At 62.2% G+C, this 26,920-nt stretch carries 34 protein-coding genes; 15 read left to right on the top strand and 19 right to left on the bottom strand.

Features of this window, described 5'->3' with window-relative positions; translation table 11 throughout:
- Positions 1 to 27: 27 nt before the first annotated feature.
- The gene (locus ACR0AO_RS01750) at positions 28 to 603 is read left to right on the top strand and encodes a GcrA family cell cycle regulator (RefSeq protein WP_480599143.1); all 576 of its coding nucleotides are present in this window, start codon (positions 28 to 30) and stop codon (positions 601 to 603) included.
- 226 nt (positions 604 to 829) lie between these two features.
- Here ACR0AO_RS01750 and ACR0AO_RS01745 read toward each other — a convergent pair whose 3' ends face one another.
- Positions 830 to 1,345, bottom strand: coding sequence for a YHS domain-containing (seleno)protein (locus tag ACR0AO_RS01745; protein WP_480599141.1), 516 nt, complete (start codon positions 1,343 to 1,345; stop codon positions 830 to 832).
- A 247-nt stretch (positions 1,346 to 1,592) separates the two neighbouring features.
- On the opposite strand from ACR0AO_RS01745, the gene yghU reads away from it, so the two are divergent.
- Positions 1,593 to 2,471: a glutathione-dependent disulfide-bond oxidoreductase gene (gene yghU, locus ACR0AO_RS01740; protein ID WP_480599138.1), complete on the top strand. Its 879-nt coding sequence runs from the start codon at positions 1,593 to 1,595 to the stop codon at positions 2,469 to 2,471.
- 138 nt (positions 2,472 to 2,609) lie between these two features.
- On the opposite strand, the gene ACR0AO_RS01735 is transcribed toward yghU, so the two are convergent.
- Together ACR0AO_RS01735 and ACR0AO_RS01730 are read right to left on the bottom strand one after the other, a co-directional pair.
- Positions 2,610 to 3,398 (bottom strand): SseB family protein, encoded by a 789-nt coding sequence (locus tag ACR0AO_RS01735; RefSeq protein WP_480599134.1) that lies wholly within the window; start codon positions 3,396 to 3,398, stop codon positions 2,610 to 2,612.
- Positions 3,391 to 3,981, bottom strand: coding sequence for a uracil-DNA glycosylase family protein (locus ACR0AO_RS01730; RefSeq protein ID WP_480599131.1), 591 nt, complete (start codon positions 3,979 to 3,981; stop codon positions 3,391 to 3,393). Before ACR0AO_RS01730 ends, ACR0AO_RS01735 begins: the two co-directional genes overlap by 8 nt.
- Positions 3,982 to 4,209: 228 nt before the next feature.
- On the opposite strand from ACR0AO_RS01730, the gene ACR0AO_RS01725 reads away from it, so the two are divergent.
- Genes ACR0AO_RS01725 through ACR0AO_RS01710 form a run of 4 tightly spaced genes read left to right on the top strand, consistent with a single transcriptional unit; the run spans position 4,210 to position 8,802 of the window.
- Entirely contained in the window at positions 4,210 to 4,869 is a 660-nt protein-coding gene (locus tag ACR0AO_RS01725; RefSeq protein WP_480599129.1) for an ABC transporter ATP-binding protein, read from the top strand.
- Positions 4,847 to 6,445, top strand: a complete 1,599-nt coding sequence (locus ACR0AO_RS01720; protein ID WP_480599127.1) for a KpsE/RkpR family capsule polysaccharide export protein — start codon at positions 4,847 to 4,849, stop codon at positions 6,443 to 6,445. The genes ACR0AO_RS01725 and ACR0AO_RS01720 overlap by 23 nt, the downstream gene beginning before the upstream one ends.
- A gap of 5 nt (positions 6,446 to 6,450) precedes the next feature.
- Positions 6,451 to 7,284 (top strand): 3-deoxy-8-phosphooctulonate synthase, encoded by an 834-nt coding sequence (kdsA, locus tag ACR0AO_RS01715; RefSeq protein WP_480599125.1) that lies wholly within the window; start codon positions 6,451 to 6,453, stop codon positions 7,282 to 7,284.
- Positions 7,285 to 7,305: 21 nt separating this feature from the next.
- Complete coding sequence (locus ACR0AO_RS01710; RefSeq protein WP_480599123.1) at positions 7,306 to 8,802, top strand: phosphomannomutase/phosphoglucomutase; 1,497 nt, start codon at positions 7,306 to 7,308, stop codon at positions 8,800 to 8,802.
- A 134-nt stretch (positions 8,803 to 8,936) separates the two neighbouring features.
- On the opposite strand, the gene ACR0AO_RS01705 is transcribed toward ACR0AO_RS01710, so the two are convergent.
- Complete coding sequence (locus ACR0AO_RS01705; protein ID WP_480599121.1) at positions 8,937 to 10,877, bottom strand: AsmA family protein; 1,941 nt, start codon at positions 10,875 to 10,877, stop codon at positions 8,937 to 8,939.
- Positions 10,878 to 10,975: 98 nt separating this feature from the next.
- Here ACR0AO_RS01705 and rimO point away from each other — a divergent pair, with 98 nt between their 5' ends.
- On the top strand, positions 10,976 to 12,367 hold the full coding sequence (gene rimO, locus ACR0AO_RS01700; protein ID WP_480599119.1) for a 30S ribosomal protein S12 methylthiotransferase RimO: 1,392 nt from the start codon (positions 10,976 to 10,978) through the stop codon (positions 12,365 to 12,367).
- 90 nt (positions 12,368 to 12,457) lie between these two features.
- Here the strand turns inward: rimO and ACR0AO_RS01695 are convergent, their stop codons facing one another.
- Complete coding sequence (locus ACR0AO_RS01695) at positions 12,458 to 12,706, bottom strand: hypothetical protein (RefSeq protein ID WP_480599117.1); 249 nt, start codon at positions 12,704 to 12,706, stop codon at positions 12,458 to 12,460.
- Positions 12,707 to 12,964: 258 nt separating this feature from the next.
- Here ACR0AO_RS01695 and ACR0AO_RS01690 point away from each other — a divergent pair, with 258 nt between their 5' ends.
- A complete protein-coding gene (locus ACR0AO_RS01690; RefSeq protein WP_480599115.1) occupies positions 12,965 to 13,324 on the top strand; it encodes a hypothetical protein in 360 nt (119 codons plus the stop codon).
- A gap of 15 nt (positions 13,325 to 13,339) precedes the next feature.
- Here the strand turns inward: ACR0AO_RS01690 and ACR0AO_RS01685 are convergent, their stop codons facing one another.
- Positions 13,340 to 13,696, bottom strand: coding sequence for a diacylglycerol kinase (locus tag ACR0AO_RS01685; RefSeq protein ID WP_480599113.1), 357 nt, complete (start codon positions 13,694 to 13,696; stop codon positions 13,340 to 13,342).
- Between the two features lie 90 nt (positions 13,697 to 13,786).
- Here ACR0AO_RS01685 and ACR0AO_RS01680 point away from each other — a divergent pair, with 90 nt between their 5' ends.
- Complete coding sequence (locus ACR0AO_RS01680; protein WP_480599111.1) at positions 13,787 to 14,590, top strand: trypsin-like serine peptidase; 804 nt, start codon at positions 13,787 to 13,789, stop codon at positions 14,588 to 14,590.
- Positions 14,591 to 14,641: 51 nt separating this feature from the next.
- On the opposite strand, the gene ACR0AO_RS01675 is transcribed toward ACR0AO_RS01680, so the two are convergent.
- Entirely contained in the window at positions 14,642 to 14,830 is a 189-nt protein-coding gene (locus ACR0AO_RS01675; protein ID WP_480599108.1) for a hypothetical protein, read from the bottom strand.
- A gap of 203 nt (positions 14,831 to 15,033) precedes the next feature.
- Here ACR0AO_RS01675 and ACR0AO_RS01670 point away from each other — a divergent pair, with 203 nt between their 5' ends.
- Entirely contained in the window at positions 15,034 to 15,276 is a 243-nt protein-coding gene (locus ACR0AO_RS01670; protein ID WP_480599106.1) for a CDGSH iron-sulfur domain-containing protein, read from the top strand.
- Here ACR0AO_RS01670 and ACR0AO_RS01665 read toward each other — a convergent pair whose 3' ends face one another.
- The 5 genes from ACR0AO_RS01665 to ACR0AO_RS01645 form a co-directional block, all read right to left on the bottom strand.
- A complete protein-coding gene (locus ACR0AO_RS01665) occupies positions 15,277 to 15,534 on the bottom strand; it encodes a DUF6455 family protein (protein ID WP_480599103.1) in 258 nt (85 codons plus the stop codon).
- Positions 15,534 to 15,803, bottom strand: a complete 270-nt coding sequence (locus ACR0AO_RS01660) for a DUF6455 family protein (RefSeq protein ID WP_480599101.1) — start codon at positions 15,801 to 15,803, stop codon at positions 15,534 to 15,536. The genes ACR0AO_RS01665 and ACR0AO_RS01660 overlap by 1 nt, the downstream gene beginning before the upstream one ends.
- Positions 15,804 to 15,817: 14 nt before the next feature.
- Entirely contained in the window at positions 15,818 to 16,069 is a 252-nt protein-coding gene (locus ACR0AO_RS01655) for a DUF6455 family protein (RefSeq protein WP_480599099.1), read from the bottom strand.
- A gap of 68 nt (positions 16,070 to 16,137) precedes the next feature.
- On the bottom strand, positions 16,138 to 16,506 hold the full coding sequence (locus tag ACR0AO_RS01650; RefSeq protein WP_480599097.1) for a YigZ family protein: 369 nt from the start codon (positions 16,504 to 16,506) through the stop codon (positions 16,138 to 16,140).
- Positions 16,503 to 17,207 carry a M48 family metalloprotease gene (locus ACR0AO_RS01645; RefSeq protein WP_480599095.1) on the bottom strand — a complete coding sequence of 235 codons (705 nt, stop codon included), beginning with the start codon at positions 17,205 to 17,207 and terminating at the stop codon, positions 16,503 to 16,505. Before ACR0AO_RS01645 ends, ACR0AO_RS01650 begins: the two co-directional genes overlap by 4 nt.
- 122 nt (positions 17,208 to 17,329) lie before the next feature.
- On the opposite strand from ACR0AO_RS01645, the gene ACR0AO_RS01640 reads away from it, so the two are divergent.
- Positions 17,330 to 17,578, top strand: coding sequence for a hypothetical protein (locus ACR0AO_RS01640; protein ID WP_480599093.1), 249 nt, complete (start codon positions 17,330 to 17,332; stop codon positions 17,576 to 17,578).
- On the opposite strand, the gene ACR0AO_RS01635 is transcribed toward ACR0AO_RS01640, so the two are convergent.
- A complete protein-coding gene (locus tag ACR0AO_RS01635; RefSeq protein WP_480599091.1) occupies positions 17,566 to 17,841 on the bottom strand; it encodes a DUF167 domain-containing protein in 276 nt (91 codons plus the stop codon). The two genes, ACR0AO_RS01640 and ACR0AO_RS01635, sit on opposite strands and share 13 nt — an antisense overlap.
- A 223-nt stretch (positions 17,842 to 18,064) precedes the next feature.
- Between ACR0AO_RS01635 and ACR0AO_RS01630 the strand changes: the two genes are divergently transcribed.
- Entirely contained in the window at positions 18,065 to 18,643 is a 579-nt protein-coding gene (locus tag ACR0AO_RS01630) for a nitroreductase family protein (RefSeq protein ID WP_480599089.1), read from the top strand.
- The gene (locus ACR0AO_RS01625; protein ID WP_480599087.1) at positions 18,640 to 19,338 is read left to right on the top strand and encodes an EI24 domain-containing protein; all 699 of its coding nucleotides are present in this window, start codon (positions 18,640 to 18,642) and stop codon (positions 19,336 to 19,338) included. The genes ACR0AO_RS01630 and ACR0AO_RS01625 overlap by 4 nt, the downstream gene beginning before the upstream one ends.
- 11 nt (positions 19,339 to 19,349) lie before the next feature.
- Here ACR0AO_RS01625 and ACR0AO_RS01620 read toward each other — a convergent pair whose 3' ends face one another.
- Together ACR0AO_RS01620 and mce are read right to left on the bottom strand one after the other, a co-directional pair.
- Complete coding sequence (locus tag ACR0AO_RS01620) at positions 19,350 to 19,625, bottom strand: DUF1467 family protein (protein ID WP_480599085.1); 276 nt, start codon at positions 19,623 to 19,625, stop codon at positions 19,350 to 19,352.
- Positions 19,626 to 19,649: 24 nt separating this feature from the next.
- Complete coding sequence (gene mce, locus ACR0AO_RS01615; protein ID WP_480599083.1) at positions 19,650 to 20,054, bottom strand: methylmalonyl-CoA epimerase; 405 nt, start codon at positions 20,052 to 20,054, stop codon at positions 19,650 to 19,652.
- A gap of 138 nt (positions 20,055 to 20,192) precedes the next feature.
- On the opposite strand from mce, the gene ACR0AO_RS01610 reads away from it, so the two are divergent.
- Positions 20,193 to 20,912, top strand: a complete 720-nt coding sequence (locus ACR0AO_RS01610; protein ID WP_480599080.1) for a response regulator — start codon at positions 20,193 to 20,195, stop codon at positions 20,910 to 20,912.
- 225 nt (positions 20,913 to 21,137) lie between these two features.
- Here ACR0AO_RS01610 and aspS read toward each other — a convergent pair whose 3' ends face one another.
- Entirely contained in the window at positions 21,138 to 22,919 is a 1,782-nt protein-coding gene (gene aspS, locus ACR0AO_RS01605) for an aspartate--tRNA ligase (protein WP_480599076.1), read from the bottom strand.
- Positions 22,920 to 23,148: 229 nt separating this feature from the next.
- Here aspS and ACR0AO_RS01600 point away from each other — a divergent pair, with 229 nt between their 5' ends.
- Positions 23,149 to 24,351: a class I SAM-dependent methyltransferase gene (locus tag ACR0AO_RS01600; RefSeq protein ID WP_480600816.1), complete on the top strand. Its 1,203-nt coding sequence runs from the start codon at positions 23,149 to 23,151 to the stop codon at positions 24,349 to 24,351.
- Here ACR0AO_RS01600 and ACR0AO_RS01595 read toward each other — a convergent pair whose 3' ends face one another.
- From ACR0AO_RS01595 to ACR0AO_RS01585, 3 genes are read right to left on the bottom strand one after another with little or no spacing between them, the layout of a single operon-like run.
- A complete protein-coding gene (locus ACR0AO_RS01595) occupies positions 24,352 to 25,023 on the bottom strand; it encodes a CPBP family intramembrane glutamic endopeptidase (protein ID WP_480599074.1) in 672 nt (223 codons plus the stop codon).
- The gene (locus tag ACR0AO_RS01590; protein WP_480599071.1) at positions 25,020 to 25,667 is read right to left on the bottom strand and encodes an aminotransferase class IV family protein; all 648 of its coding nucleotides are present in this window, start codon (positions 25,665 to 25,667) and stop codon (positions 25,020 to 25,022) included. The genes ACR0AO_RS01595 and ACR0AO_RS01590 overlap by 4 nt, the downstream gene beginning before the upstream one ends.
- Complete coding sequence (locus ACR0AO_RS01585; protein ID WP_480599068.1) at positions 25,622 to 26,749, bottom strand: aminodeoxychorismate synthase component I; 1,128 nt, start codon at positions 26,747 to 26,749, stop codon at positions 25,622 to 25,624. Before ACR0AO_RS01585 ends, ACR0AO_RS01590 begins: the two co-directional genes overlap by 46 nt.
- Positions 26,750 to 26,920: the final 171 nt, after the last annotated feature.

The raw sequence follows: 26,920 nt of genomic DNA, 5'->3' as shown, positions 1-26,920 counted from the left end.
CGCTTTCCCGCTTTTGAAAGGCAACCGATGTCCTGGACTGACGAGCGCGTAGAACTGCTCAAGAAAATGTGGGGCGAAGGCCAGTCGGCCAGCCAGATCGCCAAGGAACTGGGCGGGGTGACCCGAAACGCGGTGATCGGCAAGGTGCACCGGCTGGGCCTGTCGAACCGTGCGACCGGCGGCGCGGCGGCCAAACCGGAACCCAAGGAGAAACCGGCCCCCGCCCCCAAGGCGGAGGCCAAGCCGAAACCCGCGCCCAAAACCGAACCGGCCCGTCCGGCCCCGGCACCCGCCGCCGAGGCCAAACCGGCTGCGCCTGCGCGCCGCCAGATCATCCCGGCGGGCCAGCCGCTGCCGCCGCAGCCCTCGGCCAATGAAATCAGCCCAGAGGCACTGGCCAAGGTCAACGAGATCGAGAAAAAGGCCAAGAAGCTGACGCTGATGGAACTGACCGAGCGCACCTGCAAATGGCCGGTCGGCGATCCCGCGACCGAGGATTTCTGGTTCTGTGGCCTGCCGGTGGAACAGGGCAAACCCTATTGCGAGGCGCATGTGGGCGTCGCCTTTCAACCGATGAGCGCCCGCCGCGACCGGCGGCGCTGAACACGCGCAGGCCCTATTGTTCAAAACCACGCCGGAACCGGCGTGGTTTTTTTTTGTGTTCAAGTTCGAACTCCTGACCCCGCTGGTCCGCGCGGAGAGCTGACGGATCGATCACAGAGCGACCTGGTACTGCTGGTGCAAAAGACCGCAGGCCACGTGCTTGGTCCAAAAAAGAAAGGCCCGGCACTTAAACCGGGCCAATTCACTGCACGGAAATGCGCCTGCTCTATTTGACCGGAGCGCTAGAGGTAAAGTTCGGGATCACGCTGGTCGACGCCGCGTCGGGTTCGATACCCGGCCAGTTGTTCCCGGCCAGATCGATATTTCCGGAAATGTCCTCCTCCCAGAAACCGACGACATTTTTGGTGATGTTCAGATACAGCTTGTCGTCCACGATCCGCCACAGGTTCGGATTGCCCGGAACCTTGCCGCCACGCGATACGCCATAGGCGCAGTGGCCGTCATATTGCGGTGAGTAATATTCGGGATTGGCGAGAAACTTTTCGCGGTTCTCTTCGCTGGCGAAAGCCCAGGTCGCGCCGTTGTAGTCGGCGGTGATGGCGGCATTGCCCTTGACGCCCTCGGGCTGTTCGCTGCCGACCGCCGACTGGTTCAGGCCGCGATAGGCGACGACATCGTAGCCCGAGACGGCATAGCCGGTTCCATCGACATATTGCGGGCCGGCATAGGCCGGAAGGGCAAGAGCGGCGGTCGCGGCCAGCGCAACAAGAAGACTTTTCATCAAATGGGTCCTTTCGGGTTTCAGTGCGCCGTGTCGCGGCGTGGTTTGAATTGCGACGACAATATGTGATTTGCCGCGATATCGAAGGGGACCTCGCGCCTCTGTGAGGGGCAACGGCATTTCGTGATCCGAAACCGGAAAATGTTACAGGATTTTTAATCTGCCTGTTGGGGTGGACTTCGAAAAATGAAACATTAACTGAACGCGGGAACAGCCGGATGGCACGACAGAACTGATGAGGCGCCGAATGAGCAATCAAACCCCCTATACACCACCAAAGGTCTGGGTGTGGGAGCAGGACAATGGCGGACAATTCGCCAATATCAACCGACCCGTCGCAGGTGCGACCCATGACAAGGATCTTCCGGTCGGCAAGCACCCTTTGCAGCTTTATTCGCTGGCCACCCCGAACGGGGTGAAAGTGACGGTTATGCTCGAGGAATTGCTGGAGCTGGGACATGAGGGGGCGGAATATGACGCATGGCTGATCCAGATCGGGGATGGCGAACAGTTCGGCACGGGGTTCGTCGAGCTCAATCCGAATTCCAAGATCCCGGCGCTTCTGGACCGGTCCGGCGATGAACCTGTGAGAGTGTTCGAAAGCGGGTCGATCCTGGTCCATCTGGCCGAGAAATTCGGAGCCTTCCTGCCCGAAGGCGGCGCGGCGCGGACCGAAGTGATGAACTGGCTGTTCTGGCAGATGGGCAGCGCGCCCTATCTGGGGGGCGGCTTCGGTCATTTTTACGCTTATGCGCCTGAGAAATGGGAATACCCGATCAACCGCTTCACGATGGAGGTCAAGCGGCAACTGGACGTGCTGGACCGGGAACTGGCGGGCAAGACCTTTGTCGCGGGCGACGACTATTCAATTGCCGACATGGCGATCTGGCCCTGGTATGGGCAACTGGTTCTGGGCCGGAACTATGGCGCGGCCGAGTTCCTGGATGTGGAAAGCTATGAGAACGTGATCCGCTGGGCCAGACAGATCGACGCCCGGCCCGCCGTGAGCCGGGGCCGCATGGTCAACCGGACCTCGGGAGAGCCGAAGTTCCAACTGCGCGAACGGCACGCGGCATCGGATTTCGAAACCCGCACGCAGGACAAGCTGGAAGACGCGGCGGAGTAATGCCCGGTCGCCGGTGGGCAGGCCGCTTCGAAACGACTGACAACGCGGTTGCAGAACCGCGTTGTGGCATTTGTGGATGCGCAGCGTGCGGCATTTGCCGCCGCGCTGACAAGGCGTTTCGACACGCCTAGTTCCATTTCACCTGAGGATCGGCGGTTTCGCGGGGTCGCTGCCCGGAGCGGGGCGTTCCAAATGCGGGACCTCGGGCTGCGGCAGATCAAAACGCAGGCCTGTGTTCGACAGTTTCTCGACCGCCCCGTCATCGGCGGAGAAAAAACCGACATCCATCGTCCCGGCTTCGATTCCGGAAAACGTCAGAGCCTCGGAGGCGGCCTTGGCCAGAGCGCCCTGCGCCCCGTCCACCGCGCCGACAAAGGCCAGCAAATGCCCCCGCCTGCCGTCTTCGTGCACCGTTGCGGCCAGAAAGGCCGACTGCGCCAGACCGGCGGCGGTCGCGAGCTTGGCGTCGAGCGCTTCGATCAATGACTCCGGCAGGCCCTTCGGGGGAAAGAACCCCGTGATCCGGGCCAGCACTTCGTCCGGTGCGTGGCGGAGCGTGTCGCTGAGCCAGGCCAGCGCCTCGGCCGGGATCAGGATCGACGACGGGGCGACTTCGAGGTTCAGTCCCAGACCAATCCCCTGCCCTGCCAGCATCGACGACAGCACCCGCCCGGACAGCGCCGCGTAGGGCGCAGGACGTCCGGCGAACCGGGCCAGCCTTTCCTCCCGGTCGAACGCCAGCACGAACCGGCCATCGGCCACGTCGAAAAGCTCGGGAGAGATATTTTCGCCCTGCGCCTCTTCGGTCAGCAACAAAAACAGCTCGCTGTCGGCCAGCCGTTCGTAGAACCGCAATCGGGCCGCATCGTTTTCGGGCGCGGCCTCCATTTCCGCATGCGCGGCATCCAGGGCGGTTGATTCAGTCATTCAGAACCTCCTGCACCCGGGCGCGCAGAACCGGTAGAAGTTCCGCCTCGAACCACGGGTGTTTCTTCAGCCATCCCGTATTGCGCCAGGAGGGATGTGGCAAGGCAAACACCCGCGGCGCATGGTCCCGCCAGTTGCGTACGGTTTCGGTCACCGGGCTGCGGGCGCGTAGATGATATTTGTGGGCGTGCCCGCCGACCAGAACGGTCAGCGGCATCTCTCCCAGTTCGTCCATGACGCGGTCGTGCCAGGTGCGGCGGCAGACAGGCGGCGGCGGCAGGTCGGCATTGCGCGCATCATATCCCGGAAAGCAGAACGCCATGGGCACCACAGCAACACGGGACAGGTCATAGAAAGTATCCGCATCCAGCCCCAGCCAATCGCGCAGCCGGTCGCCCGAGGGGTCGGTGAAGGGGCGCCCCGAGGCATGGACCCGTGCGCCGGGTGCCTGGCCCGCGATCAGGATACGCGCGCCCGGCCGGAACCAGACGACCGGGCGCGGCTCATGCGCGGTCGCGGTGGCCGCAAACGCGTCGGCACACAGGCGGCAGGCGCTGATTTCCCGGGCCACGGTCGATGTCATTGCACATTCCTCTCGGTCAGGGCGACTTGTGGCAATTGCCTCCGTAATGCCGGCGGCAAGTGACCGCATGGCTCTGTTTTCGGCAGGGCGCGTCAATCGCGCGTTGATCATTTGTTTCACATTTCGACATAATGTGGCCAAGATGAAAGTGTAACCGGCACGCGGCCAACAAAGGCAATGGTCCGCTCCGAGCCAAAACGACAAGCGCCACGCGGCAGCAGACGCACGATGTTAGAGTTCGAAAATGTCAGCAAGTCCTTCTGGACCGGAACCCAGCGCAAGGTGATCCTTGACCGGGTGTCCTTTCGTGTCGAGTTGGGCAAATCGCTGGGCATCCTGGCACCGAACGGCACCGGCAAGACGACGCTGATCAACATGATGGCGGGGCTGGAAAAACCGGATGAGGGTGTTATTCGCCGCGAATGCAACATTTCGTTCCCGCTGGGTTTCATGGGCGGTGTCATCAGCCGGATCTCGGCGATGGAAAATGCGCGCTATATCGCCAAGATTTACGGGATGGATCCGGATTATGTCGAAGCCTATTGCCGATGGCTGTGCGATCTGGGAGAGTATTTCGAACAGCCCCTGGGCACTTATTCGTCGGGCATGCGGGCGCGGTTCACATTTGCGTTGATGCTGGCGCTCGATTTCGACATGTACCTGATCGACGAAGGCATGCCCGCGACGACGGACGTGGAATTCAACAGAAAGGCGGGGTCGATTCTGCAGGAACGCTTGCGTACGACGACCATTGTGATCGTGTCCCACAGCCCCGAAATTCTGGAGAAATTCGCGCATCAGGCCGCCGTGCTGCAAGACGGGCAGCTATACCAGTTTGACACCTTGGAAGAGGCCAAGCAGCTTTATGACTACCAAACCCAAGGCTAGAAAATACCGCATCCGCCGCGAACAGGCATCCGGTGCGGGAGAGGACGGGCAGACGCCCCCGCAGGACCAGACCGAGGCCGGGCAGCTTTCCCCGGCGGAACGGATTCGCCGCGCCTTGGGCCAGCAGGAGGCCGGGATGCAGGTCGGCGAAGAGCTGGAGGCCATCAAGCGCGAAGGGCTGACCGGGCGGCAGCTGCGCATGGCCCGGCGGCTGGCGCAAAAGCACAAGCTTCCCGCGGCTTCGGACTATGACGCGGTGCGCTTGCTGCGGCAAAAGGGGATCGATCCGACCGGCCGTTCCAACGTTCTCGATCTGGTGGTTACTCAAACCCCTTCGTCCGAAGATCCGCCCCGGGACCGGATACAGTTGCCGCAAACGGTGCGCCAGCGGCGCGAAACGCTGCCCTCGACCGAGCTTAGCCCGGCGCAGCGCCGCGAGATGGAAATCGGCAAGATCCAGCGCGACATCGCGCGGCGCAGACGCCGGAAGATTTTCGGCCTTATGGCCCGTCTGATGGTGTTCGTCCTGCTGCCGACGATACTGGTCGGCACCTATTTCTATCGTTACGCCACGCCGATGTTTTCGACCAAGTCCGAGTTTGTCATCCTGCAGGCTGACGGAGCACTGGGCAGCGTTGGCAGCCTGTTTGCAGGCACCCAGTTCGCCACCAGTCAGGATTCGATCTCGGTCCAGTCTTTCCTGGAATCGAAAGAGGCAATGCTGCTTTTGGATCGCGACGTCGGGTTCAAATCGCAGTTCCAGCAATCCTGGATCGACGAGATTCAGCGCCTGCCTGTGGATGCCAGCAACGAGGCGGCCTACAAGATTTACAAGCGATCGGTGAAGCTCGGCTATGACCCGACCGAGGGTGTCATCCGGATGGAAGTGATCGCCCCCGATCCGCTGGTGGCCACGGAGTATTCCGAGAAACTGATCTCGTATGCCGAAAAACGGGTGAACGACCTGTCCGAGCAAAAGCGCGATGACCAGATGAAGGACGCGCGCGACAGTTTCGAAATGGCGCAGGCCGAACGGCGCAACGCGCAGGAGGCACTGGTCCAATTGCAGCAGGAAGGTGCGATACTGGACCCGGCCAGCGTGATTGCCAGCCTGCGCGCGCGGATCGACCAGGTCGAGGTGCAGTTGCAGGACAAGGAGCTTGAACTGGCCGCATTGCTGGACAACGCGCGCCCGAACAAGGCCAAGGTCGACGGCGCCCAAGCGGATATCCAACGACTGGAGGCGGTGCTGGCATCGCTCAATGCCGAAATGCTCGACGCGTCGAACGGCGAAAATTCGCTGGCGCAGCTGAACGTACGCATCCAGATGGCGCAGGCCGATCTGGCGTCGCGCGACCTGATCCTGCAAACCGCATTGCAGCAAATGGAAACCACGCGGATCGAGGCCAACCGGCAGGTCCGCTATCTGACGGTTTTCGTAAACCCGGTTCCCAGCGACGATCCCAGCTATCCGCGAAAGTTCGAAAATACGATTTTGGCATTCCTGCTTTTTGCTGGTATCTACCTCATGATCTCGCTTACCGCGTCGATCCTTCGTGAACAGGTATCCTCGTAAGGCCCATGAAACATTTGAAAATCGCCGATCTGATGGTCGGCAACGACCTCCCGCTCACCCTTATCGCGGGCCCGTGCCAGCTTGAGACCGCCGATCACGCGCAGATGATCGCCGGAAAGATGAAAGAAGCCTGCGATGCCGCCGGCGCGCAGTATGTGTTCAAGGCCAGCTATGACAAGGCCAACCGAACCTCGCTGGGCGGCAAGCGCGGCATGGGCATCGACGCGGGCCTGAAAGTGCTGGACGATCTTCGCAAAACCATGGGCATCCCGGTGCTGACCGATGTGCATACCGAGGCGCAATGCGCCATCGCGGCAGAGGCGGCCGATATCCTGCAGATCCCGGCCTTTCTGTGCCGCCAGACCGATATGCTGCTGGCCGCGGGCAACACCGGCGCCGCGGTCAATGTCAAAAAGGGCCAGTTCCTGGCCCCTTGGGAGATGCCCAACATCGTCGAAAAGATCGAAAGCACCGGCAATACCAACATCCTGTTGACCGAGCGCGGAACCTCGTTCGGATACAACACCCTGGTGGCCGACATGCGGTCGCTGCCGCAGATGGCGCAGACGGGTTATCCGGTGGTGATGGACGCCACCCATTCGGTGCAACAGCCCGGCGGGCGCGGCGGGTCGTCCGGGGGTCAGCGCGAATTTGCGCCGGTGATGGCGCGGGCGGCGGTGTCGCTGGGCATTGGCGCAGTGTTCATTGAAACCCACCAGGACCCGGACAATGCACCATCGGACGGGCCGAACATGATTCCGCTGGATGACATGCCACGCCTGATCGAGACACTGATGCGGTTCGACAAGCTGGCCAAGGCAAACCCGATTTCAATCTGAGTTCCCGTGAAAGAGTTTCAAATGACCAAGCCCATTGCCGATGTGACCCCGAATACATGGAATTTCCTGCGCGACCCGATGATCAGGCCCACGGGTTTTCGCGAATATGACGCACGCTGGAAATACCCCGACGAGATCAACCTACCCGGCATGACGGCGCTTGGGCTGGGGCTGGGCACCCAGATGCACAAGCGCGGCGTCGCGCCGGTGATCGCTGTGGGCAACGATTACCGCGACTATTCGCTGTCGATCAAGAATGCCCTCATCCTGGGGCTGATGCAGGCCGGCATTCAGGTCAAGGACATCGGCCCCAGCCTGAGCCCCATGGCCTATTTCGCGCAGTTCCACCTGAATGTTCCGGCCGTCGCGATGGTGACGGCCAGCCACAACCCCAACGGCTGGACGGGGGTCAAGATGGGCTTTGACCGCCCCCTGACCCACGGCCCGGATGAAATGGCCGAACTGCGCGACATCGTGCTGAACGGCGAAGGCGTGGCACGCCCGGGCGGCGCTTACGAATTCGTGGAGGGGGTGAAAGAGGCCTATATCGACGATCTGGTCGGCGATTTCCGCATGTCCCGCCCGCTCAAGGTGGTCTGCGCCACCGGCAACGGCACCGCATCGGCCTTTGCGCCCGAAATATTTGAGCGCATGGGCGTCGAAGTGGTTCCCAGCCATAACCGGCTGGACTACACCTTTCCGCATTACAACCCCAATCCCGAGGCCATGGAGATGCTGCATGACATGGCCGCCACGGTAAGGGCTTCCGGCGCCGATCTGGCACTTGGCTTTGACGGTGACGGCGACCGCTGCGGCGTGGTCGACGACGAAGGCGAAGAGATTTTCGCCGACAAGGTCGGCGTGATCATGGCGCGGGACCTGTCGAAACTGCATCCCGGCGCGACGTTCGTGGCGGATGTGAAATCGACCGGTCTGTTCGCATCGGATCCCGAATTGCGGAAAAACGGTGTTCAGGCCGATTACTGGAAAACCGGTCACAGCCACATGAAACGCCGGGTCAAGGAAACCGGCGCGCTGGCCGGGTTCGAGAAATCGGGCCATTATTTCCTGGCTGAACCGGTGGGCCGCGGCTATGACTGCGGCATGCGGGTGGCGGTCGAGATTTGCAAGATGCTGGACCGCAACCCCGACAAATCCATGTCGGATCTGCGCAAGGCGCTGCCCAGAACCTGGTCCACCCCCACCATGTCGCCCTATGCCGCCGACACCGAGAAATACGACATCCTTGCCCGCCTGGTGGACAAACTGGTCGCGAAACACGATGCCGGCGAGCACTTTGCCGGGCGTGCAATCAAGGAAATCGTTACCGTGAACGGCGCGCGGGTGATTCTGGACAATGGCAGCTGGGGGCTGGTGCGGGCCTCGTCGAACACGCCGAACCTGGTGGTCGTGTGCGAAAGCAGCGAGAGCGAGGACGAGATGCGTTCGATCTTTGCCGATATCGACGCGGTGATCCGCACCGAACCGGGGGTCGGTGAGTACGACCAGACAATCTGACGCCTTTGGTTGTTTTACGAGGCTCTGCCTCGCGCTCCGGGGTATTTGACACCAGAAGGAAGCCGGTGGATAAATCCTGCTTCGGTCTGGTCCGAATTACCCCGGGGAAGGCGGCCTGCCGCGGGCGGCGCCCCCTAATCCACACCCAGCAGTTTGAGCAGCCCTTTCTGGGCCTCGCCCTTCAGCCGGTCCTTGATCAGATCCTCGACATCCTGATCTTCGGTCACGGTGGTATCGAGTTCCTCGCTCAGCTTTTGTCGTAGCTGCTCCTTCGCCTGCGCTTCGACCTCTTCGAGGTTCTTGCCGGCCGCCGCCTTGATCACCTGGCTCAGGTCCGGTCTGATTTTGGGATCGGCCCAGGGGCCCACGATCCGCACCGGCACGGCCAGCCCGGCCCCGGCATTGGCGCGCAAGGCGACCGGGGTGAACAGATAGTCAAGATCGCGCGCGCCCAGCCCGACGCGCCCCTCGCCATCGGCACGGAAATTATCGAGCTGCATCAGCAGATCTGTGTTGAACAGGTTACCCTTGTCCATCCGGTAGCTGGCGGTCAGGCTGTTGAATACGGTGGTGCCGCCCGCGCCCTTGCCCGACCCCATCAGACTGTCCAGATCGATACCCGAAATCACCCCGCGCCCCATCTCGACGCGACCCTGCCCCGAGAGCGAGCGCATGATCTGGTCCTCAGTCTCACCGACGCCCAGAAATTCCAGTTCGGCCGATGCCAGCCCCGACAGACGTTCGACGCCGCCCAGGGTCGAAAGGGCCTGCTGCACATCTATATCCTGGCCAAGAAACTTGCCCCTTACCGAAAGGCCATTGCGGTTGTTGACGATCAGCCTCCCGGTCAGTTTGCCGGAAAACAGCGTGACCGGGTTCATCTTCAGAACCGCGCGCGAACGTTCGAGGCTGAGGGTCACCCGGCTTTGCCCCACCTCCAGCCCCGGCAAGGAAATCGATTCGGCATCCAGCCGGATGTCGCCGTCTGCAAGCGCCAGAGGCGAGGCGTCGATGGGCGTCTTCGACCAACCGTCCGTGCTGCTGCCTTCCGATGCACCGCCCCTGCCTGGCTGACCCGCCGAGCCGGTTCGCGACAGATCGAGCCGCCCCGTTCGTACACGGGCCGTGACATGCGGCGGATTGCCAAGGACGATATCGGCCTTGCCGGCAAGGCTGTTCTGATCCAGATCGGCCTTGAGGTCACGCAAGGCAAGGCGGCCATCGCGGGTATAGGTCGCCTGCGCCGAAATATCCGCCACCTGCCCCAGCCCTTCGGGAAGGCTCATGCCAGGCTGACCGAGGGCCGCCAGAAATCCTGCGCTGTCAGGGGTCGTGACCCGGATCCTTCCAGACAGTTCACCCGCGATATTGGCCGTACCGGCGAAGGTGGTGCGGCCACCCGGAGCGGTCAGAACACTGTCCAATGCGGTCGCGGCGCCGGCGGCAAAGGCGGGCAGGTCCGAGAGTGCAAGATTTGCCTCGACCCCGTCCCGTTCAGCCTGAACGGCCAGCGGAGCCTTGGTTGAGGGCCAGCGGGCCGTCAGGTTCACCTTGTCAAAGTCAAAGCGGGTCGTGCCATCCTCGACGTAGATCAGCCGCGCATTGATGAGTTGCAACCTGTCCAGCGTCACTGCCTGCCGGGCAACCGATGTGCCGGATGCGCCGGATGTGCCCGACGCGGGCCGGGACGGGACCGGGCCGAAGTCCCAGTTGCCCCGCCCGTCCGCAATTTCAAGCCGCAGGACCGGATCCTTGGCCACGATCTGCCTGATCTTCACCTGCCCCGATAGCAACGAGGCGGCGTCGACTCCGACGGCCAGACCGCTGGCGCTCAGCATCGGGGCGTCCCCGGCCCACTCGGCATTGCCCAGCGTGACCGGCCCGGTCTCGACCCCCAGCACAGGCCAGAATGTCAGGCGCACATCGCCGCCCAGCACCAATTCGCGCCCGGTCTGCGCCTGTATCTTGTCGACAAGGATTTCGCCCAGTTTGTCACCCGGCATCAGCAGCAGCGCGCCGACCGTCAAAACCACCACGGCAATCAGGATGAATACGATCCGCAACAGCCAGCGCATAAGTCCGCTCCTCTTATTTGCCCACTACCTGCATATTGCAAGCCAGCCCTGCGCGCGCAACATTTGCATGGGGCGACGTTCCCCACTATATGCGCGCCATGAGCACGAACCCACCGAACCTCCGCCCCGATCTGGCGCCTGCCGCCCGCATTTCCGACGCCCCGCGCGCAGGCCAGCCGACCATCGGCATGGTGTCCCTGGGCTGCCCCAAGGCGCTGGTCGACAGCGAGCGCATCCTGACGCGGCTCAGAGCCGAAGGCTATGGCATCTCACCCGACTATTCAGGGGCCGATGCCGTGATCGTGAACACCTGCGGGTTTCTGGACAGCGCCAAGGCGGAGTCGCTGGAGGCCATCGGTGAGGCGCTGGTGGAAAACGGCAAGGTGATCGTGACGGGATGCCTGGGTGCCGAGCCCGATTACATCCGCGAGCATCACCCCCGGATTCTGGCCGTCACCGGCCCGCATCAATACGAACAGGTGCTGGATGCAGTGCATACTGCCGTGCCGCCCGACCCGGACCCGTTCGTCGATCTGCTGCCCGCATCCGGCGTCAGGCTGACTCCGCGCCACTACAGCTATCTCAAGATTTCCGAGGGCTGTAACCACAAATGCAAGTTCTGCATCATTCCCGACATGCGTGGCAAACTGGCCAGCCGCCCCGCCCATGCGGTGCTGCGCGAGGCGGAGAAACTGGTCGACAGCGGCGTGCGCGAATTGCTGGTGATTTCACAGGATACCTCGGCCTATGGGCTGGACCGAAAATACGACATCAACCCGTGGAAAGACCGAGAGGTACGCAGCCACATCACCGATCTGGCGCGCGAGCTGGGACAGTTCGACGCCTGGGTACGGCTGCACTACGTCTACCCCTACCCGCATGTGCGCGAGCTGATCCCGCTGATGGCGGATGCGGGGTGCAATGTGCTGCCCTATCTGGATATTCCGTTCCAGCATGCGCATGGGGATGTGCTGAAACGCATGGCGCGGCCTGCAGCGGCGGCAAAAACGCTGGACGAGATCGCGGCCTGGCGCGACGTGTGCCCCGACATCACGCTGCGCTCGACCTTCATCGTGGGCTATCCCGGTGAAACCGAGGCCGAGTTCCAGACGCTGCTCGACTGGATGGACGAGGCGCAACTGGATCGCGTGGGCTGTTTTCAATACGAAAACGTCGACGGCGCGCGGTCAAACGACCTGCCCGATCACGTGCCCGCCGAGGTCAAGCAGGAACGCTGGGAACGGTTCATGGAAAAGGCACAGGCGATTTCCGAGGCCAGACTGGCCGCCAAGGTGGGGCAGACCATCGAGGTGATCGTGGACGAGGTCGACGACGAGGCCGCCACCTGCCGCACCAAGGCCGACGCGCCCGAGATCGACGGGAACCTGTTCATCGATGAAGGGTTCGAGGCGTTGAAGCCGGGGGATATCGTGACGGTCGAGGTGGATGAGGCCGGGGAATATGATTTGTGGGGGCGGGTTTCGCGCTAAGGTGTTTTTCTTGTTCATAACAATCCAATGCAGGATCACGCTGCGAACCACCGTTCAGTCGATCACGACACAATGAGATTGAACACCTACCTACTCCTGCTCCGGCGTCATATTGAAACTACCGTATCGTTTGTCGGCTCCGGCGACCAGTTCCACGCAACTATACCCAACCGACGCATGTAAATCGCTGGAATGTCTAATTTCTTTCTTTATTTTTGCGACAACGTCCCATCCTCGGTCTTCGCACTCAAAAAAATAATCAAAGCTTTCACCTGTAATCTGGCCAAAATCAGGTTCGCCAGTAAGTGAGAAAAACAATATTATCAGATAAAACTTCATTTCGTTTGATTTCCTTCGCCGCCATCATCTAAATCATTGAAACAAAAAAGCTTTCGGTCTCTCACCTGGCTAGAAAGAGTTAGCGTAAGATACATGCCATCGTCCGTCAATTGGCTCGGATAAATCGCGCCTCGACCATCACTCTCTCCAATCTTCGCGAGGCCGAGCTTCCCCAAACCGTGACCCGAATTCATTGGCCTTTCGGCTCGACTCCCCCCATCTTGGACGTGATCCGCCGACCCTGAAAAGGAGGCTTTCATGTTCAGACCAGAATCACTTGCGGCGACCGGCGCGGTGGTGGCCTTGGTGGCAAACCTCTTCGCCGGCCCGGCCACCGCCCATGACCGCGACAGCAATATCGCCGGATTCATCGCGCTGGGGGCCATCGCGCTGAGCCTGCAGGACCGCAGCAAACACCGGGTGCACCGCTATTACATCGCGCCGCAGCCCAAACCCTATGTACGCAAGCCGAAAGTGCATCACAGCAAACCTTACGCGCCGCGCCGGTACAAAGGCGCCAAGCGCCGCGCCCATGGATACTATCCCTATTACGTGCCGGTACAGCGCCCCGCCCGCAGCCACAGGTTCAACCGGGGCTATCGGTATTACGGTTTCTGACCGGGGCGTTGCACGTCAAAGCAGCCCCAGCAGCACCACCGCCCAGGCCACGCCCGCCGCAATCGCGGTGAGCGCCACACCGGCGCTGGCGGCGTCCTTGGCCTGCCCCGCCAGTTCATGGTGATCGGTCGAGGTATGATCCACGGCTCGCTCGATGGCGGTGTTGAAAAGCTCTGCCGCCAGAACCAGAACACCAAGCGCCAGGATCAGCGCGCGTTCGCCCGTGGTGATCGGCAAATAGAGCGCCAAGGCGGCCGAGATCAGGTTGGCCCAGATCCAGGAGCGAAAGGAATATTCGCTGCGCCATGTGGCCCGCAGGCCGTACCAGCTCCAGACCGTCCGGTTTTTCGTATGTTCAAGGAATTGCCGCATGATCCCTCCGCGCGGCCACTTTGGCGCGAGAGATTGCCGGATGCAACGGGCAGGCTTGCCAATCGGGTCCGGCCGGGGTGAATGTGGGCCATGGCAGTGCGGTATCTTCCCACTCTCGCGGTATTGGCGCTTTGGCTGAGCGAACCGGCATGGGCGGAGGGGCCGTTCCGGCCGGACCTCGATGCGATCTGCCGGGCCGGAGAGCAGATGGCAGAGGGGTGCGAGGCGATCCGCCGGCGCGAGGGGGTGGATGCGTCGCTGCCGCCATGGAGCGCCATCGGCCGGGTGAATTTCGCCAGCACGCAGGTACGCAGCCATTGCACCGGCACATTGGTTGCCGACCGGGTCGTTCTGACGGCGGCGCATTGTCTGTTCAACCACCCCAGAAAGAGGTGGATACCGCCGCAAAGCCTGAGTTTTGCCGCCGGGTATCAGCGCGGCGCTGCCGTGGCGGTGTCAGAGGTCGAACGTTTTGTCCTGCCACCGGACATCGACACCAATGGCCGCAAATTCGAAGTTCCTATTACCTCGGACTGGGCCCTGCTGGTACTGAAGGATCCGATCGGCAGACAGGCAGGGATTCTGGCCACGGCGGATCCGATGCCGGGCAAAACTGAACCCAAGGCGTTTCTGATGGCGGGATATGCGGGGCTCAGGCCGCATGTCCTGAGCGTCGAACGGAATTGCGGTTCACCGGTGACCAGAGAGGCGTTGATGATGCAGCGCTGCGCGGCAATGTCTGGGGATTCCGGCGCGCCGTTGCTGGTCCGGATCAACGGAGAGATGAAGGTGATCGGGGTTTTGTCCAGCGTTGCCGCGAACGACCCGCCGATCAGCTTGGGGGTCCCGGTATCACAGCTTTCGCGAGCGTTGATACGTGCAACCGCAGACTGATGTTTTCAGGCAGTGACAGCGGGCGGCCCGCAAGGACCGCCCACTTTCAGATTATTGCGTGATCGGTGCGCAGACGGTTTCGCCCGCTTCGGTGGTTGCCAGCTGATAACCAGCCGAGCAGCTGGGCGCACCATGCTTGTCATAGCTGGGCTGGACATAGACCGGCGTCGGCTCTTCCTGCTGCGAGCAGGCGGTGAGAACCACAGTGATTGCACAAAGGGCCGCGAGTTTCAGTTTCATGTCCTTCAATCCTTTTTGTCGACAACTATTATTCCCAAAATATCTTTTGGGCGTGCGGGCAGGATAGAAGGCGCGTTAGCACATTGCAATCAAGGGATTCTTTTTCTTGCCGGTGCTGGCGGAAGACTGCCGTCGCCTCCCCTACCAATTCCTGGGACGACCGCTATTGTCATCCGGTGACATCAGCCAGCAAGGAGAGCCAAATGTCAGATGCGCCCCATATCGCGCAAAAAGCGCCGTTTCCGGTCGAAGTCACCGAAGGCAAGACCTATTTCTGGTGCGCCTGCGGGCAGTCCAAAAAACAACCCTTTTGCGACGGATCGCACAAGGATACCGGGTTTTCGCCGGTCAAATACACCGCCGAGGCAGACAAGAAGGTGTTTTTTTGCGGTTGCAAACATTCCGGGAAAAAGCCGCTTTGCGATGGCTCGCATTCCAAGCTCTGATCACCGCAGACGGTCCAGGGTCTCGGCATTGGCGCAGAATCCGGGCGCGGCCTGGGCGCGGCATTGCTGAGCGGCCAGCCAAAGCTCGCATTTGTCGCGACAATGGGCGGCCCGGCAGCGTGTGACCAGTTCGGCATAGCCCTGCTCGGTCATCCTGCCTTCGGCCATCGCCTCGGATAGCGACAGACCCATGCAGCGCGCGACGGACCGCGTGAGCCAGAAGTGTTTTTCAATGTCGCCAAGCGGTATCTGGGCCATCATTCATTCCCTGTCTGTTGCTGCCTCAGCGCCGCAAATCGGGCGCGGTTGGGGCAGGTTTCCGGGGCCTCGTCCACCCGCTCATGTTCGTCCATCCAATGCGGGCAGCGGTCCGCCCATGAACAGGCACGGCAGCTTGCCACCATGTCGGCCCAGTCCGTCTGGCTGAGCCGCCCTTCACGATGTGCCCCGACGATATCGCTTCCCGTCACCCGGCCCATTCGCATGACGAGGCGAAGATGGGTCATGATTTTTCCGAGCCGGGGCATGGCGGTGTCCAATGCTATGATTTCAGTTCCGCGAACAGATCCTTGTTGCGGCAATATTCCGGCACGCGGTCCAGCCGGCTCAGTTCGGCCAGAAGCTTCGTACAATGTCCGGGGTCCGGGCAGTCGCTGCATCGCATGACAACGTCGGAGATATCGTCGATGCTCAGCTTGCCCTGAATGGCGGCTTCCTGCAGATCGATACCCCGCGCGGTCGCCATCCTGTCGACCAGATCGGCATGTTTTCGGAACTTGTCTTGGTCAGACATGTCATTTCCTTTCTGTCGCGCTTGGGACAGAAATTAGCCAATACGGCTTCCGCCGCCTTTGACTCAGGTCAAGACACCGCTCCGGCGTGGTCCAAATAGGCGCGGGTGGCGTCCTGCACCCGGCGGAACCGGTCGCCGCCCAGCTTTTTGCCGCCATACCAGCGGGTCACGATGATCACGTGGTTTTCCAGCCCCGCCCGTTCCATCATCCGCAGGATCACCATGCCGGCGCCGGATTCCCCATCGTCAGCCTTGAGCGCCCCTGTGGGCAGCATAGCCGCCCAGGTATTGTGCGTGGCCCTGGCATAGGCGCGGTCGGATTTCAGCTCGGCCAGCGCGGCATCCACTTCGGCGCGGCTGGTCACGGCGGCCCCGGCGACCGCGTATTTCGAGCCGCGGTCGGTCAGAATGACGCCCAGCCGGGTAATCCCGGTCATTGCACAAGACCCATCTGCGCGGCGGTCCGGCGCACGATGTCCACGCGCTGCGCATTCGGCGGATGCGTGCCCAGGAACCGGTCGCCGGGATCGGGGATGCGGTTGAAGAAATTGACCCCGATCAGCGGATTGTAGCCCGCGTTATAGGTGATGATGGTGCCTAGCTGGTCGGCCTCAAGTTCGAACTCCTTGGAATAGCTGCGCGCGCCCACGGTCGCGCCAAGTTGCTGCGCCGCCTCGATGGCCGCCGAATTGCCACCCGTGATACCCGCCAGCTGACCAAAGATCAGTGCCCCGGTGAGCGCGTTCTGGTTCTGGCGGCCGATGTGGCCGCGGATGTGATGCGCGGCCTCGTGCCCCATGACAAAGGCCAGCTCGTCGCCGTTGCGTGCAGAACTGATCATGGAAGACGTGAAGATGATCACCGGGTTTCCCTGTTTATCAAGGGTCTGGTACGCGTTGACCGGCGCACGAGGGTTCGGATCGACCTTGATCTGGAAATCACAGCTGGCGCCTCTTGTGCGGCGCAGGCATTCGGCTCGCGCCTGCGCACCCACCGCGCGGCTGACAGCGTTGAAATCGCGCGCGGCGGCCTGGGAATGCGACGTTACCCGGCCGGGCTGCTGCGCCGGGACGGCGACAGGTTGCGCCAGGTCGCAGCCGGCCAGTGCAAGAACCAAGAGCAGAGCGAACCGCCGCATGTGGGGGCCTTTCGTATCAAAGCATCGGAGCGGCAGACTAACCCGCCATTCGGCGCTGTGCCATACCGGATATCCGGTAGGCTCGGGTTGCATATTCAACGCGTCAGCGGCAGTCTGCGCATATGTTTAGTATCGAGCATGAATTCGACTCTACCGTCATTACCCTGATCGACGAAGGCGACACGCCTTTGCAGGAAGACGTGGTTATCAACAATTTCGCGGAATGCGTGACGCTGGAGCAATACGACCCGCGCACCAAACAGATGCAGAAGATCACGCTTTCGCCGGAACAGGTGCGCGATCTTGCGGCGGCGCTGGACCTGCCCGAAGGGGTGTATCAGATTCGCGAAACGCCGTCTCAGGGATCGTAAGCAAAGGTCTTGTCGCGTGCAGTCTGCCCGCGTTTGAGCGTCAGGTGTGACGGGGCAACCCCCATTGCCGCGGCCAGCAGAGCGCGGATTGCAGTGTTGGCCTTTCCATTCTCGGGCGGCGCGGTCACCGCAACGCGCAGCACTGTGCCGTCCCAAAACACCCGGTCGCGCGCGGCCTTTGGCGTTGCCCGCACGGTAAATTCGCCACCGGGAACGGCCAGATGCGACAAATCGGGCAGATCCCTGAGCCTGGGTTTGGCCATCGCGACATCGTGCCTTTCCTGAGGATCGGGAACCCTGCGCCCCACCCCATGCACAGTGAATGTGTATTGAATGTTTGACCATGGTGCGCGGTTGATTTTGCGGGCACAGTGCCGATGCACAAGCCAGCCGCATTCAGGAATGCCGCGAGCCCGGCACTTTTACCCTTGAAACCCCGGCCCGCCTGACCGAGATACAGGGGGCTTATGTAAAAAGGCTTCACATATGACGCTGGAAAACCCCGCCGCTCTTGAGTTTCTGCTGACGCGCCGCTCACGCCCAGCCAAGACGCTGATCGCCCCGGCACCCACCCGCGCGCAGTTGCAGCCACTGCTGACCGCCGCCGCGCGCAGCCCCGATCACGGCAAGCTGGAACCGTGGCGCTTTGCGGTGATCGAAAAGGGGGCCATGCCCCGGCTGGCAGATCTGGTCGAGCAGTGCGGCAAGGCATTAGGCAAATCCCCCGAGGATATCGCCAAGGCGCGCAGCCAGTTCGATCAGGGCCATCTGGCCGTGGCCGTGGTCGAGATACGGAAACCATCGGAAAAGGTACCATGCATCGAGCAGAGCTATTCTGCCGGGGCGGTCTGCCTGTCGCTGCTCAACGCCGCGCTGGCGGCGGGTTGGGGCGCGAACTGGCTGTCAGGCTGGCCATCGCATGACCGCGAGTTCCGCGAACGCGCTCTGGGACTGGCCGAAAACGAGCGAATCGCCGGCTTCATCCATATCGCCACCCAAGGCGCGACCCCTCCGGAACGCCCCCGCCCCGATCTGGATGCCATCACCGAGTGGGTATCGGAATGATCGTCCTCAATTCGTTCTTCATGGCACTGGGACAACTGGGCGACCCGCGGTTTCGCAAGGTGCTGCTGCTGGGAGTCGGGCTGACCTTTGCCCTGCTGATCGCGGCCTATGCCGGGTTTCTGTGGCTTATCAACGCCCTGATCGGTGAACACGTGACCGTGCCGATTCTCGGAGAAGTGACCTGGCTCAACGATCTGGCCAGCGTGTCATCCTTTCTGCTGATGATGGTGCTGTCGGTGTTCCTGATGGTGCCGGTTGCCTCGGCCATCACCTCGATGTTTCTGGACGAGGTGGCGCAGGCGGTCGAGGACAGGCACTATCCCGGTCTGCCCGACGTGCCCGGGGTTCCGTTCACGGACGCATTGACCGATACGCTGAGCTTTCTGGGCGTGCTGATTGTCGCCAATATTCTGGCGCTGATCCTCTATGCGCTCTTCACCCCGCTTGCGCCGTTCATTTTCTGGGGCATGAACGGGTTCCTGCTGGGGCGGGAATATTTCACGCTGGCGGCGATGCGGCGGCTGGGGCGCGACGGCGCACGCAAGCTCAGGTCACAGCACATGCCAACGATCTGGATTGCCGGAACGCTGATGGCCATTCCGCTATCGGTGCCGCTGATCAACCTGCTGATCCCGATCCTAGGCGCGGCGACCTTTACCCATATCTATCACGGCGTGGCGGCGACCCCGAGGTAACCGCCCGCCCTTCACTCGACCGGCGGCAACCGGTTCATCCAGTCGAAATCGCGCACCGAGATCGCGCCCGTGATGATGATGCCGGCGATGATCGCCCAAAGAACGATCGCGATCCCGGTGGTGATCCACGCTTTTTTCTTCAGGTGATGTTCCTCGGGTGCGCCCGCATGGGTGCCGGGGACGATGTTGCCCAGATCGCCCTGCGTCCTGATCCGGATCGGCAGTACGATGAGAAACGTCATGAACCAGATGACGGCGAACAGGACCAGAGCGGCAGTGATCGTCATGCGGGGGCCTCCGATACGGCTGGCTCAGACCTGTTCCAGTTCGACCAGGCAGCCGTTGAAATCCTTGGGATGCAGGAACAGCACCGGTTTGCCATGCGCACCGATCTTGGGCTCGCCCGAGCCCAGCACCCGCGCGCCGGTTTCCTTGAGGTGGTCGCGGGCGGCGATGATGTCTTCGACCTCATAGCACACGTGATGGATACCACCCGAGGGGTTCTTTTCCAGAAACCCTTTGATCGGGCTGTCTTCGCCCAGCGGATAGAGCAGTTCGATCTTGGTGTTGGGCAGTTCGATGAAGACGACGGTGACGCCGTGATCGGGCTCGTCCTGCGGTGCGCCGACGCTGGCGCCCAGCGCGGTGCGGTATTGCGCCGACGCCGCTTCCAGATCCGGAACGGCAATGGCGACATGGTTCAAACGGCCGATCATTCTTATCCTCCTCGATCCATCGGGTTGCGGCGGTTATGGGGGTTGCCGCGCCCAAGGGCAAGTGCGCCAAAGCGCCCATTAACCCCGTGTTAGCCGCTTTTGTCTAGCGTCGGAGCGTCTGCTGAAAGGAGCCCCGCCATGGATGATTCAAATCCCTTTGCCGCGCCGCATCCGATGCCCGGCGCCACTCGGCCGCTGCTCGGGCTGACAATTCTGGTGGTTGAGGACAGCAGGTACACCTGCGAAGCGTTGCGGTTGATGTGCCTGCGCAGCGGTGCGCGCATCCGGCGGGCGGATTGCCTGAAATCGGCACGCCGCCACCTGCGGACCTATCGCCCTTCGGTCGTCATCGCGGATATCGGCCTGCCCGACGGCTCCGGTGTGAGCCTGATCGAGGAGGCGGCACATGCCACCCCGCGCATCGGCGTGATTCTGGGCATGTCCGGCGACGATTTTGCCGAAGGCGTGGCCATCGCCGCCGGCGCGGACGGATTTCTGGCGAAACCGCTGACGTCACTGGCGGCGTTTCAGAAGAAAATCCTGTCTCACCTGCCCCAAGACGGCCGCCCGGCGGGACTGCGGGCAGTTCAGGACGAGGCGATCTGCCCCGACCCGATGGCCTATCGGGACGACATGGCCCATATCGCGGACGTTCTGGCGGATGCCAGCGATGTCCGGGCGCTCGACTATGCCGCGCAGTTCGTGAACGGCGTCGCCCGCGCGGCGCAGGATTTGCCGCTGGCCCGCGCCGCACAGAAGGTGACGCAGGCCCGCGCGCGCGGGGAACCTTTTGCCTCATGCGCGGCGCATTTGGCCGGGCTGGTGCAAAACCGCCTTGAACAGCGCGAGGCGATCTGACGTGGCAGTGGCGGGTCTGGCTCTGTTCGGGGCGGTATATCTGGCGATTTATCAGCGCGTACGGGCGACCGCACGGGGTATTCGGCGCAATCGTCAGCGCAATCTGCGGGATGAAAGCGGGATGTTTCTCTAGCCCAGAATGGCACGACCGGTATCCGGCGCCAGCCGGGTCCCTGTCATCTGTCCGAAAACAAACGCCGCCCTTTTAGGGCGGCGTCCTGTGGGTCAGTCCTGCGGAATCACGCGCAGGCCCAGTTCCATCAACTGATCCGAGGTCGGATCGGACGGGGCCGACATCATCAGGTCTTCGGCGCGCTGGGTCATCGGGAACATGATGACCTCGCGGATGTTCACCGTATCGGCCAGCAGCATCACGATACGGTCGATGCCCGCCGCGCAGCCGCCATGCGGCGGGGCGCCGTATTGGAAGGCGTTGACCATGCCGCCGAACCGCTTGCGCACCTCGTCCTCGCCGTATCCGGCAATCTCGAAGGCCTTGAACATGATCTCGGGCTTGTGGTTCCGAATCGCGCCGGACAGGATTTCATAGCCGTTGCAGGACAGGTCGTACTGATAGCCCAGCACCTTGAGCGGGTCGCCTTGCAGCGCAGCCATGCCCCCCTGCGGCATCGAGAACGGGTTGTGTTCGAAATCGATCTTGCCGGTTTCCTCGTCCTGCTCGTAGATCGGGAAATCGACGATCCAGGCAAAGGCGAACCGGTCTTTTTCGGTCAACCCAAGATCTTCGCCGATCACATCGCGGGCCTTACCGGCGACCTTTTCAAAGGCTTTCGGCTTACCGCCCAGGAAGAAGGCCGCGTCGCCGACGCCCAGGCCAAGCTGCTGACGGATTGCCTCGGTGCGTTCTGGGCCGATATTCTTGGCGAGCGGGCCTGCAGCCTCCATGCCATCACCCTGATCGCGCCAGAAGATATAGCCCATACCGGGCAGGCCTTCTTTCTGAGCGAAGGCATTCATGCGGTCGCAGAACTTGCGCGAACCGCCGGTAGGCGCGGGAATGGCGCGGATTTCAGTGCCTTCCTGTTCCAGCAGTTTGGCGAAGATGGCAAAACCGGAGCCACGGAAATGTTCAGAGCAGTCCTGCATCTTGATCGGGTTGCGCAGGTCGGGCTTGTCGGTGCCGTACCAAAGCGCGGCATCGCGATAGGAAATCTGCGGCCAGCCCTGCCACGTATCCACCTTGCGGCCCTCACCGAATTCCTCGAACACCTCCGCCAGCACCGGCGCGATGGTGTCGAACACGTCCTGCTGCTCGACAAAGGACATCTCCATGTCGAGCTGATAGAAATCGGTCGGCGAGCGGTCGGCGCGCGGGTCTTCATCACGAAAGCACGGCGCGATCTGGAAATACTTGTCGAAACCCGAGACCATGATCAGCTGCTTGAACTGCTGCGGCGCCTGCGGCAAGGCGTAGAACTTGCCCGGATGCAGGCGCGAGGGCACCAGAAAGTCACGCGCGCCTTCGGGGCTGGAGGCGGTGATGATCGGGGTCTGGAATTCGCGGAATTTCCGGTCCCACATGCGGCGGCGCATCGAGGCCACGACGTCCGAGCGCAGAGTCATGTTGCGCTGCATCGCCTCGCGGCGCAGGTCGAGGTAGCGATAGCGCAGGCGGGTTTCCTCGGGGTATTCCTGCTCGCCGAACACCATCAGCGGCAGCTCGGCCGCCGCGCCCAGCACTTCCAGCTCGCGCACGTATACCTCGATCTCGCCGGTGGGCAGCTTGGGGTTCACCAGATCGGCGGCGCGCGCCTTGACGGTGCCGTCGATGCGGATGCACCACTCGGAACGGACCTTTTCCAGCTCGGCGAAGGCGGCGCTGTCGCCGTCGCACAGCACTTGCGTCACGCCGAAATGGTCGCGCAGGTCGATGAACAGCACGCCGCCGTGATCTCGCACCCGGTGAACCCAGCCGGACAGGCGAACGGTTTCGCCAACATTGGCGGCGGTCAGATCAGCGCAGGTGTGGCTGCGATAGGCGTGCATCGGTCATATCCCTTCGGGCGGAGAATTCGTCGCGCCGATACACCGCGATAGGACCGGGAAGTCAAGAGTTCCACGCCATAGTGACCGGGAAGTCACCCAAATGAGGTGGAAATCACGAATTTGGTGCATATTTCCAATGCTGTGATAAGGATTCCGTGTCTTCAGATTCAGAACGCCCACTCCTCGGGCGGGGAAGAGTAGGATGATGTGGCAAAGAATTTTAGATCGTGTGTTGAATAGCTTCGTCACCCGGGGCGCATTGCGGGTGACCTATCCGGACGGCAGCAGCAAGGTCTATGGCGACCAGTCCCGCCCCTGCCCGCAGTTCCAGATCCACAGCCCGGATCTGATGCGGCGTTTGTGCCAGAACCCTGAACTGGGTTTTGGCGAAGGGGTGATGGAGGGCACGCTGACCACCGAAGGCAGCAGCCTGGACGATGTTCTGAGGGTTGCGATTCGCAACCTGTCGGCGGGCAATCTGCCGGCCTTTTATCATTGGATCGAACGGGCGAAATTTTTCCTGCGCCCGATCCTGCAACGCAACTCGCTGCATCTGGCGCGACGCAACGTGGCGCATCACTATGATCTGTCCGACGACTTCTACCGGCTCATGCTGGACCCGGACATGCAATACAGCTGCGCCTATTTCGACACACCCGACCGTACGCTGGATCAGGCGCAGGCGGCGAAAAAAGCGCATATCGCACGCAAACTGCACCTCGATCCAGGTCGGCGGGTGCTGGATATCGGCTGTGGCTGGGGCGGTCTGGCGCTGACGCTGGCACGGGATTATGACGTGCATGTCACCGGCCTGACCCTGTCGCAGAACCAGCACGACACCGCGATCGCCAGGGTCGCCGAGGCCGGTCTTCAGGGCCGCGTCGACATCCGCTTGATGGACTATCGCGAATTGACCGGGCGGTTTGACCGGATCGTCTCCGTCGGGATGCTGGAGCATGTGGGCGTGCCCCATTACGATGCCTATTTCGGCAAAGTGGCCGAGTTGCTGGCGCCCGACGGCGTCGCACTGATCCACACGATCGGGCGCAACGGGCCGCCGACCAACCAGTCGCCGTGGCTCAACAAGTATATTTTCCCCGGTGGCTATGTGCCATCGCTATCCGAACTGGTGGGGCCGATTGGCCGGGCGGGTCTGTGGAATCTGGATATCGAAAGCCTGCGTCTGCACTATGCCAAAACACTGCGTTGCTGGCGGGACAGGTTCGAGGCAAATATCGATCAGGTCCGAGCGATGTATGACGAACGTTTCGTCCGCATGTGGCGTTTTTACCTGACCATCTGCATTCTGGTGTTCGAAGAGCGCGACCAGACCGTGTTCCAGTTCCAGCTTGGGCATCAGCGCGACGCGGTGCCGCTGACCCGCGACTATCTCTATCCCGGGCGCGGTCGGTTGCGGGACGCGGCCGAGTGATCAGAACGGGCGCTGGACGTTGCCGGAATAGAAATAGATACCCAGCCCCACCGCGAACAGGATGTTGCCTGCAATCGCATGCAGCAGCACGGCGTAAAAGAACGAGCCGCGTTGGCGGTAGGCCCAGGAAAACAGCAACCCGCCCGCAAACGTCATCGCCGCGACGATCCAGCTCCAATACATCAGGTGCGCAAAGGAAAATACCGACGCGTTCAGCACGTCCGACAGACGCCCGCCCGGCAGGATCGTGTGATAGCGGCGGTAGAACAGCGGACGGAACAACAATTCCTGCGGCAGCGCCGAGAGCAACGGATAGGCAAACCAGATGACGGCCAGGAATTCGGGCCGGTTGCGGAGCAGAAAAAACGCCGCTTCGGGGCGGGTCACCTGCATGACGCCAACGCAAAGGGCCGTCATCGCCACCGCAAACCCGGCAACCTCGATCCAGGAACAGTTGCGCCAGTCATACCGCAATTCGGCCCAGGCGAAATCGCGGGTGAAATGCAGCAGCAGCAGGCCCAGCGCGGTGAAGGCGAACAGGGCCGGAAACATCCAGTCCGGAGGGAACAGAACCGCGATCAGCAGGGGCGTGGCGAGGTAGAACAGACAGAACTCGGCACGCAGGCGCGTATCCGCCGCACTGTCCCTTGCAAGTGTCCGGTCGCCACTCATGCCTTTGTCAGCTCCACCTTGATCAGCCCTCGCAACGAGTTTCCCGCTAATATATGTCGGGCGTCGTTCAGATCATTCAAGGTAAGAACCGCCTCGGAAACCTTTCCGGTTTCGAGCAGTTCCTCGCGCAAGATACCCGGCAAAAGGCCGCTTGCCAGCGCCGGGGTCAAAACCCTGCCATCGGCCATCTCCGCAAAGATGTTGGTGATTGTGCCCTCGCAAAGCTCGCCACGTTCGTTGAGAAAGATCACCTCGTCAATTCCGCCGCGCAGATTGGCGCGCATTTCATCATAAAGCGCGCGGCGAGTGGTCTTGTGGCGCAGCCAGACGTCGCCGGAATCGAGCCGGGTGTCAGCCACAGCCACCCGCCAGAACGGCGGGTTTTCGGTCAGAGGACCGGTTGTCAGGTCGAACTTTCCCTTTGCATCCAGCGTCAAACGGCACCGCAGGGGAATGTCGCCAGCGGCCCCGCTCAGCCGCACCTCTGCTGCCTTGCGGTCGAACCGGATATCCAGATCCCGCGCCGTCCGCGCCATCCGTGCAAGGTGGCGGTCGCGGCGCGCAAACCCCTGACCGGGCCGGTAGCCCAGCGTTTCGATCAGGCGGAAGTCAGGCTCAGTTGGCGGGCAAAGCGGGCTTTCCACAAGGCCTCCTCGTATTCCGATGCCGCGGTGCTGTCCCAGACGACGCCACCGCCCACATTCAGCGTGGCCCGGTTGCCTTCAACCATCAGCGTGCGAATCGCCACGTTGAATTCGGACCGGCCATCGGGGGCGGCCCATCCGATGGTGCCGCAATAAATGTCGCGCGGCCAGGGTTCGAGATCGCCCAGGATTTCCATCGCGCGAATTTTGGGGGCGCCGGTGATCGAACCGCAGGGGAACAGCGCCCTGAGGATGTCCGACAGCGCCGCACCCTCGCTCAGCTGCGCCCGCACCAGCGAAACCATCTGATGCAAGGTGGCATAAGTTTCGACTTTGAACAGTTCCGGCACCCTGACCGAGCCCGGCACCGCAACCCGGCTGATATCGTTGCGCAGCAGGTCCACGATCATCAGGTTCTCGGCCCGGTTCTTTTCGTCGGTCATCAGGAAATCGCGACGGCGGGCATCCTCGGCCGGGTCGGCGCTGCGCGGCTGTGTGCCTTTCATGGGCCGCGTTTCGATCATGCCACGGGCATCGGTGCGGAAAAACAGCTCGGGCGAGCGCGACAGCAGATCGGGCAATCCGTCCTGCCGGATCAGGGCGCCGTGGCCGACCGGCTGACACTGGGCCAGCGCCGCATAGAGCGCGGCGGAGGCGCCCTCGAGTTCCAGACCGACAGGGAACGTCAGATTGGCCTGATAGATATCGCCCGCCCCGATGGCGGCGTGAACGGCGCGGAAGGCATCCCCGTAACGAGCCTCGTCCCAGCCCGGAGCAAACCGGGTGATCCCCCCTGCCGCCATGGGCAGGCCGCATTGGCCCGGGGCTTCGTAGACACCAAAGCAGATCAGCGGCAACCGCCGCCCGGCGGGCATCCGCGCGGCCAGCCGCGGCTCCAGCGCATAACCAAGCTCGTAACTGGCATATCCCGCCAGCCAGGCCCCTTGCGCCCGGGCGGCATCCAGCGCGGCAAGGGCAGCGGGCACGTCGGCGGGTCCGTCGGCGCGGATCACGCGCGACGGGCGATCGAAACACGTTCCCGGACCGGCCGGTCCCTGATCGAAACGAATATGCAAGCGCATCCCCATTTGCCGTGGGCTGCGATATAGAGGTTTCGGGAACAAACGAAAGGGGGAAAGCGGCAAATGCGCGTCAGAATCCGATCCCCCTTGAACCTTTTGGCGCGGCCCCTATAACGCACGACAATTTGGGCGCTTGGGCAGCGCCCTCCGACTCGCGCAAAATCGAAGGAA

Source organism: Ruegeria sp. AF8 (genome assembly GCF_056541825.1).
This window is presented reverse-complemented; position numbering and strand designations above follow the sequence as displayed.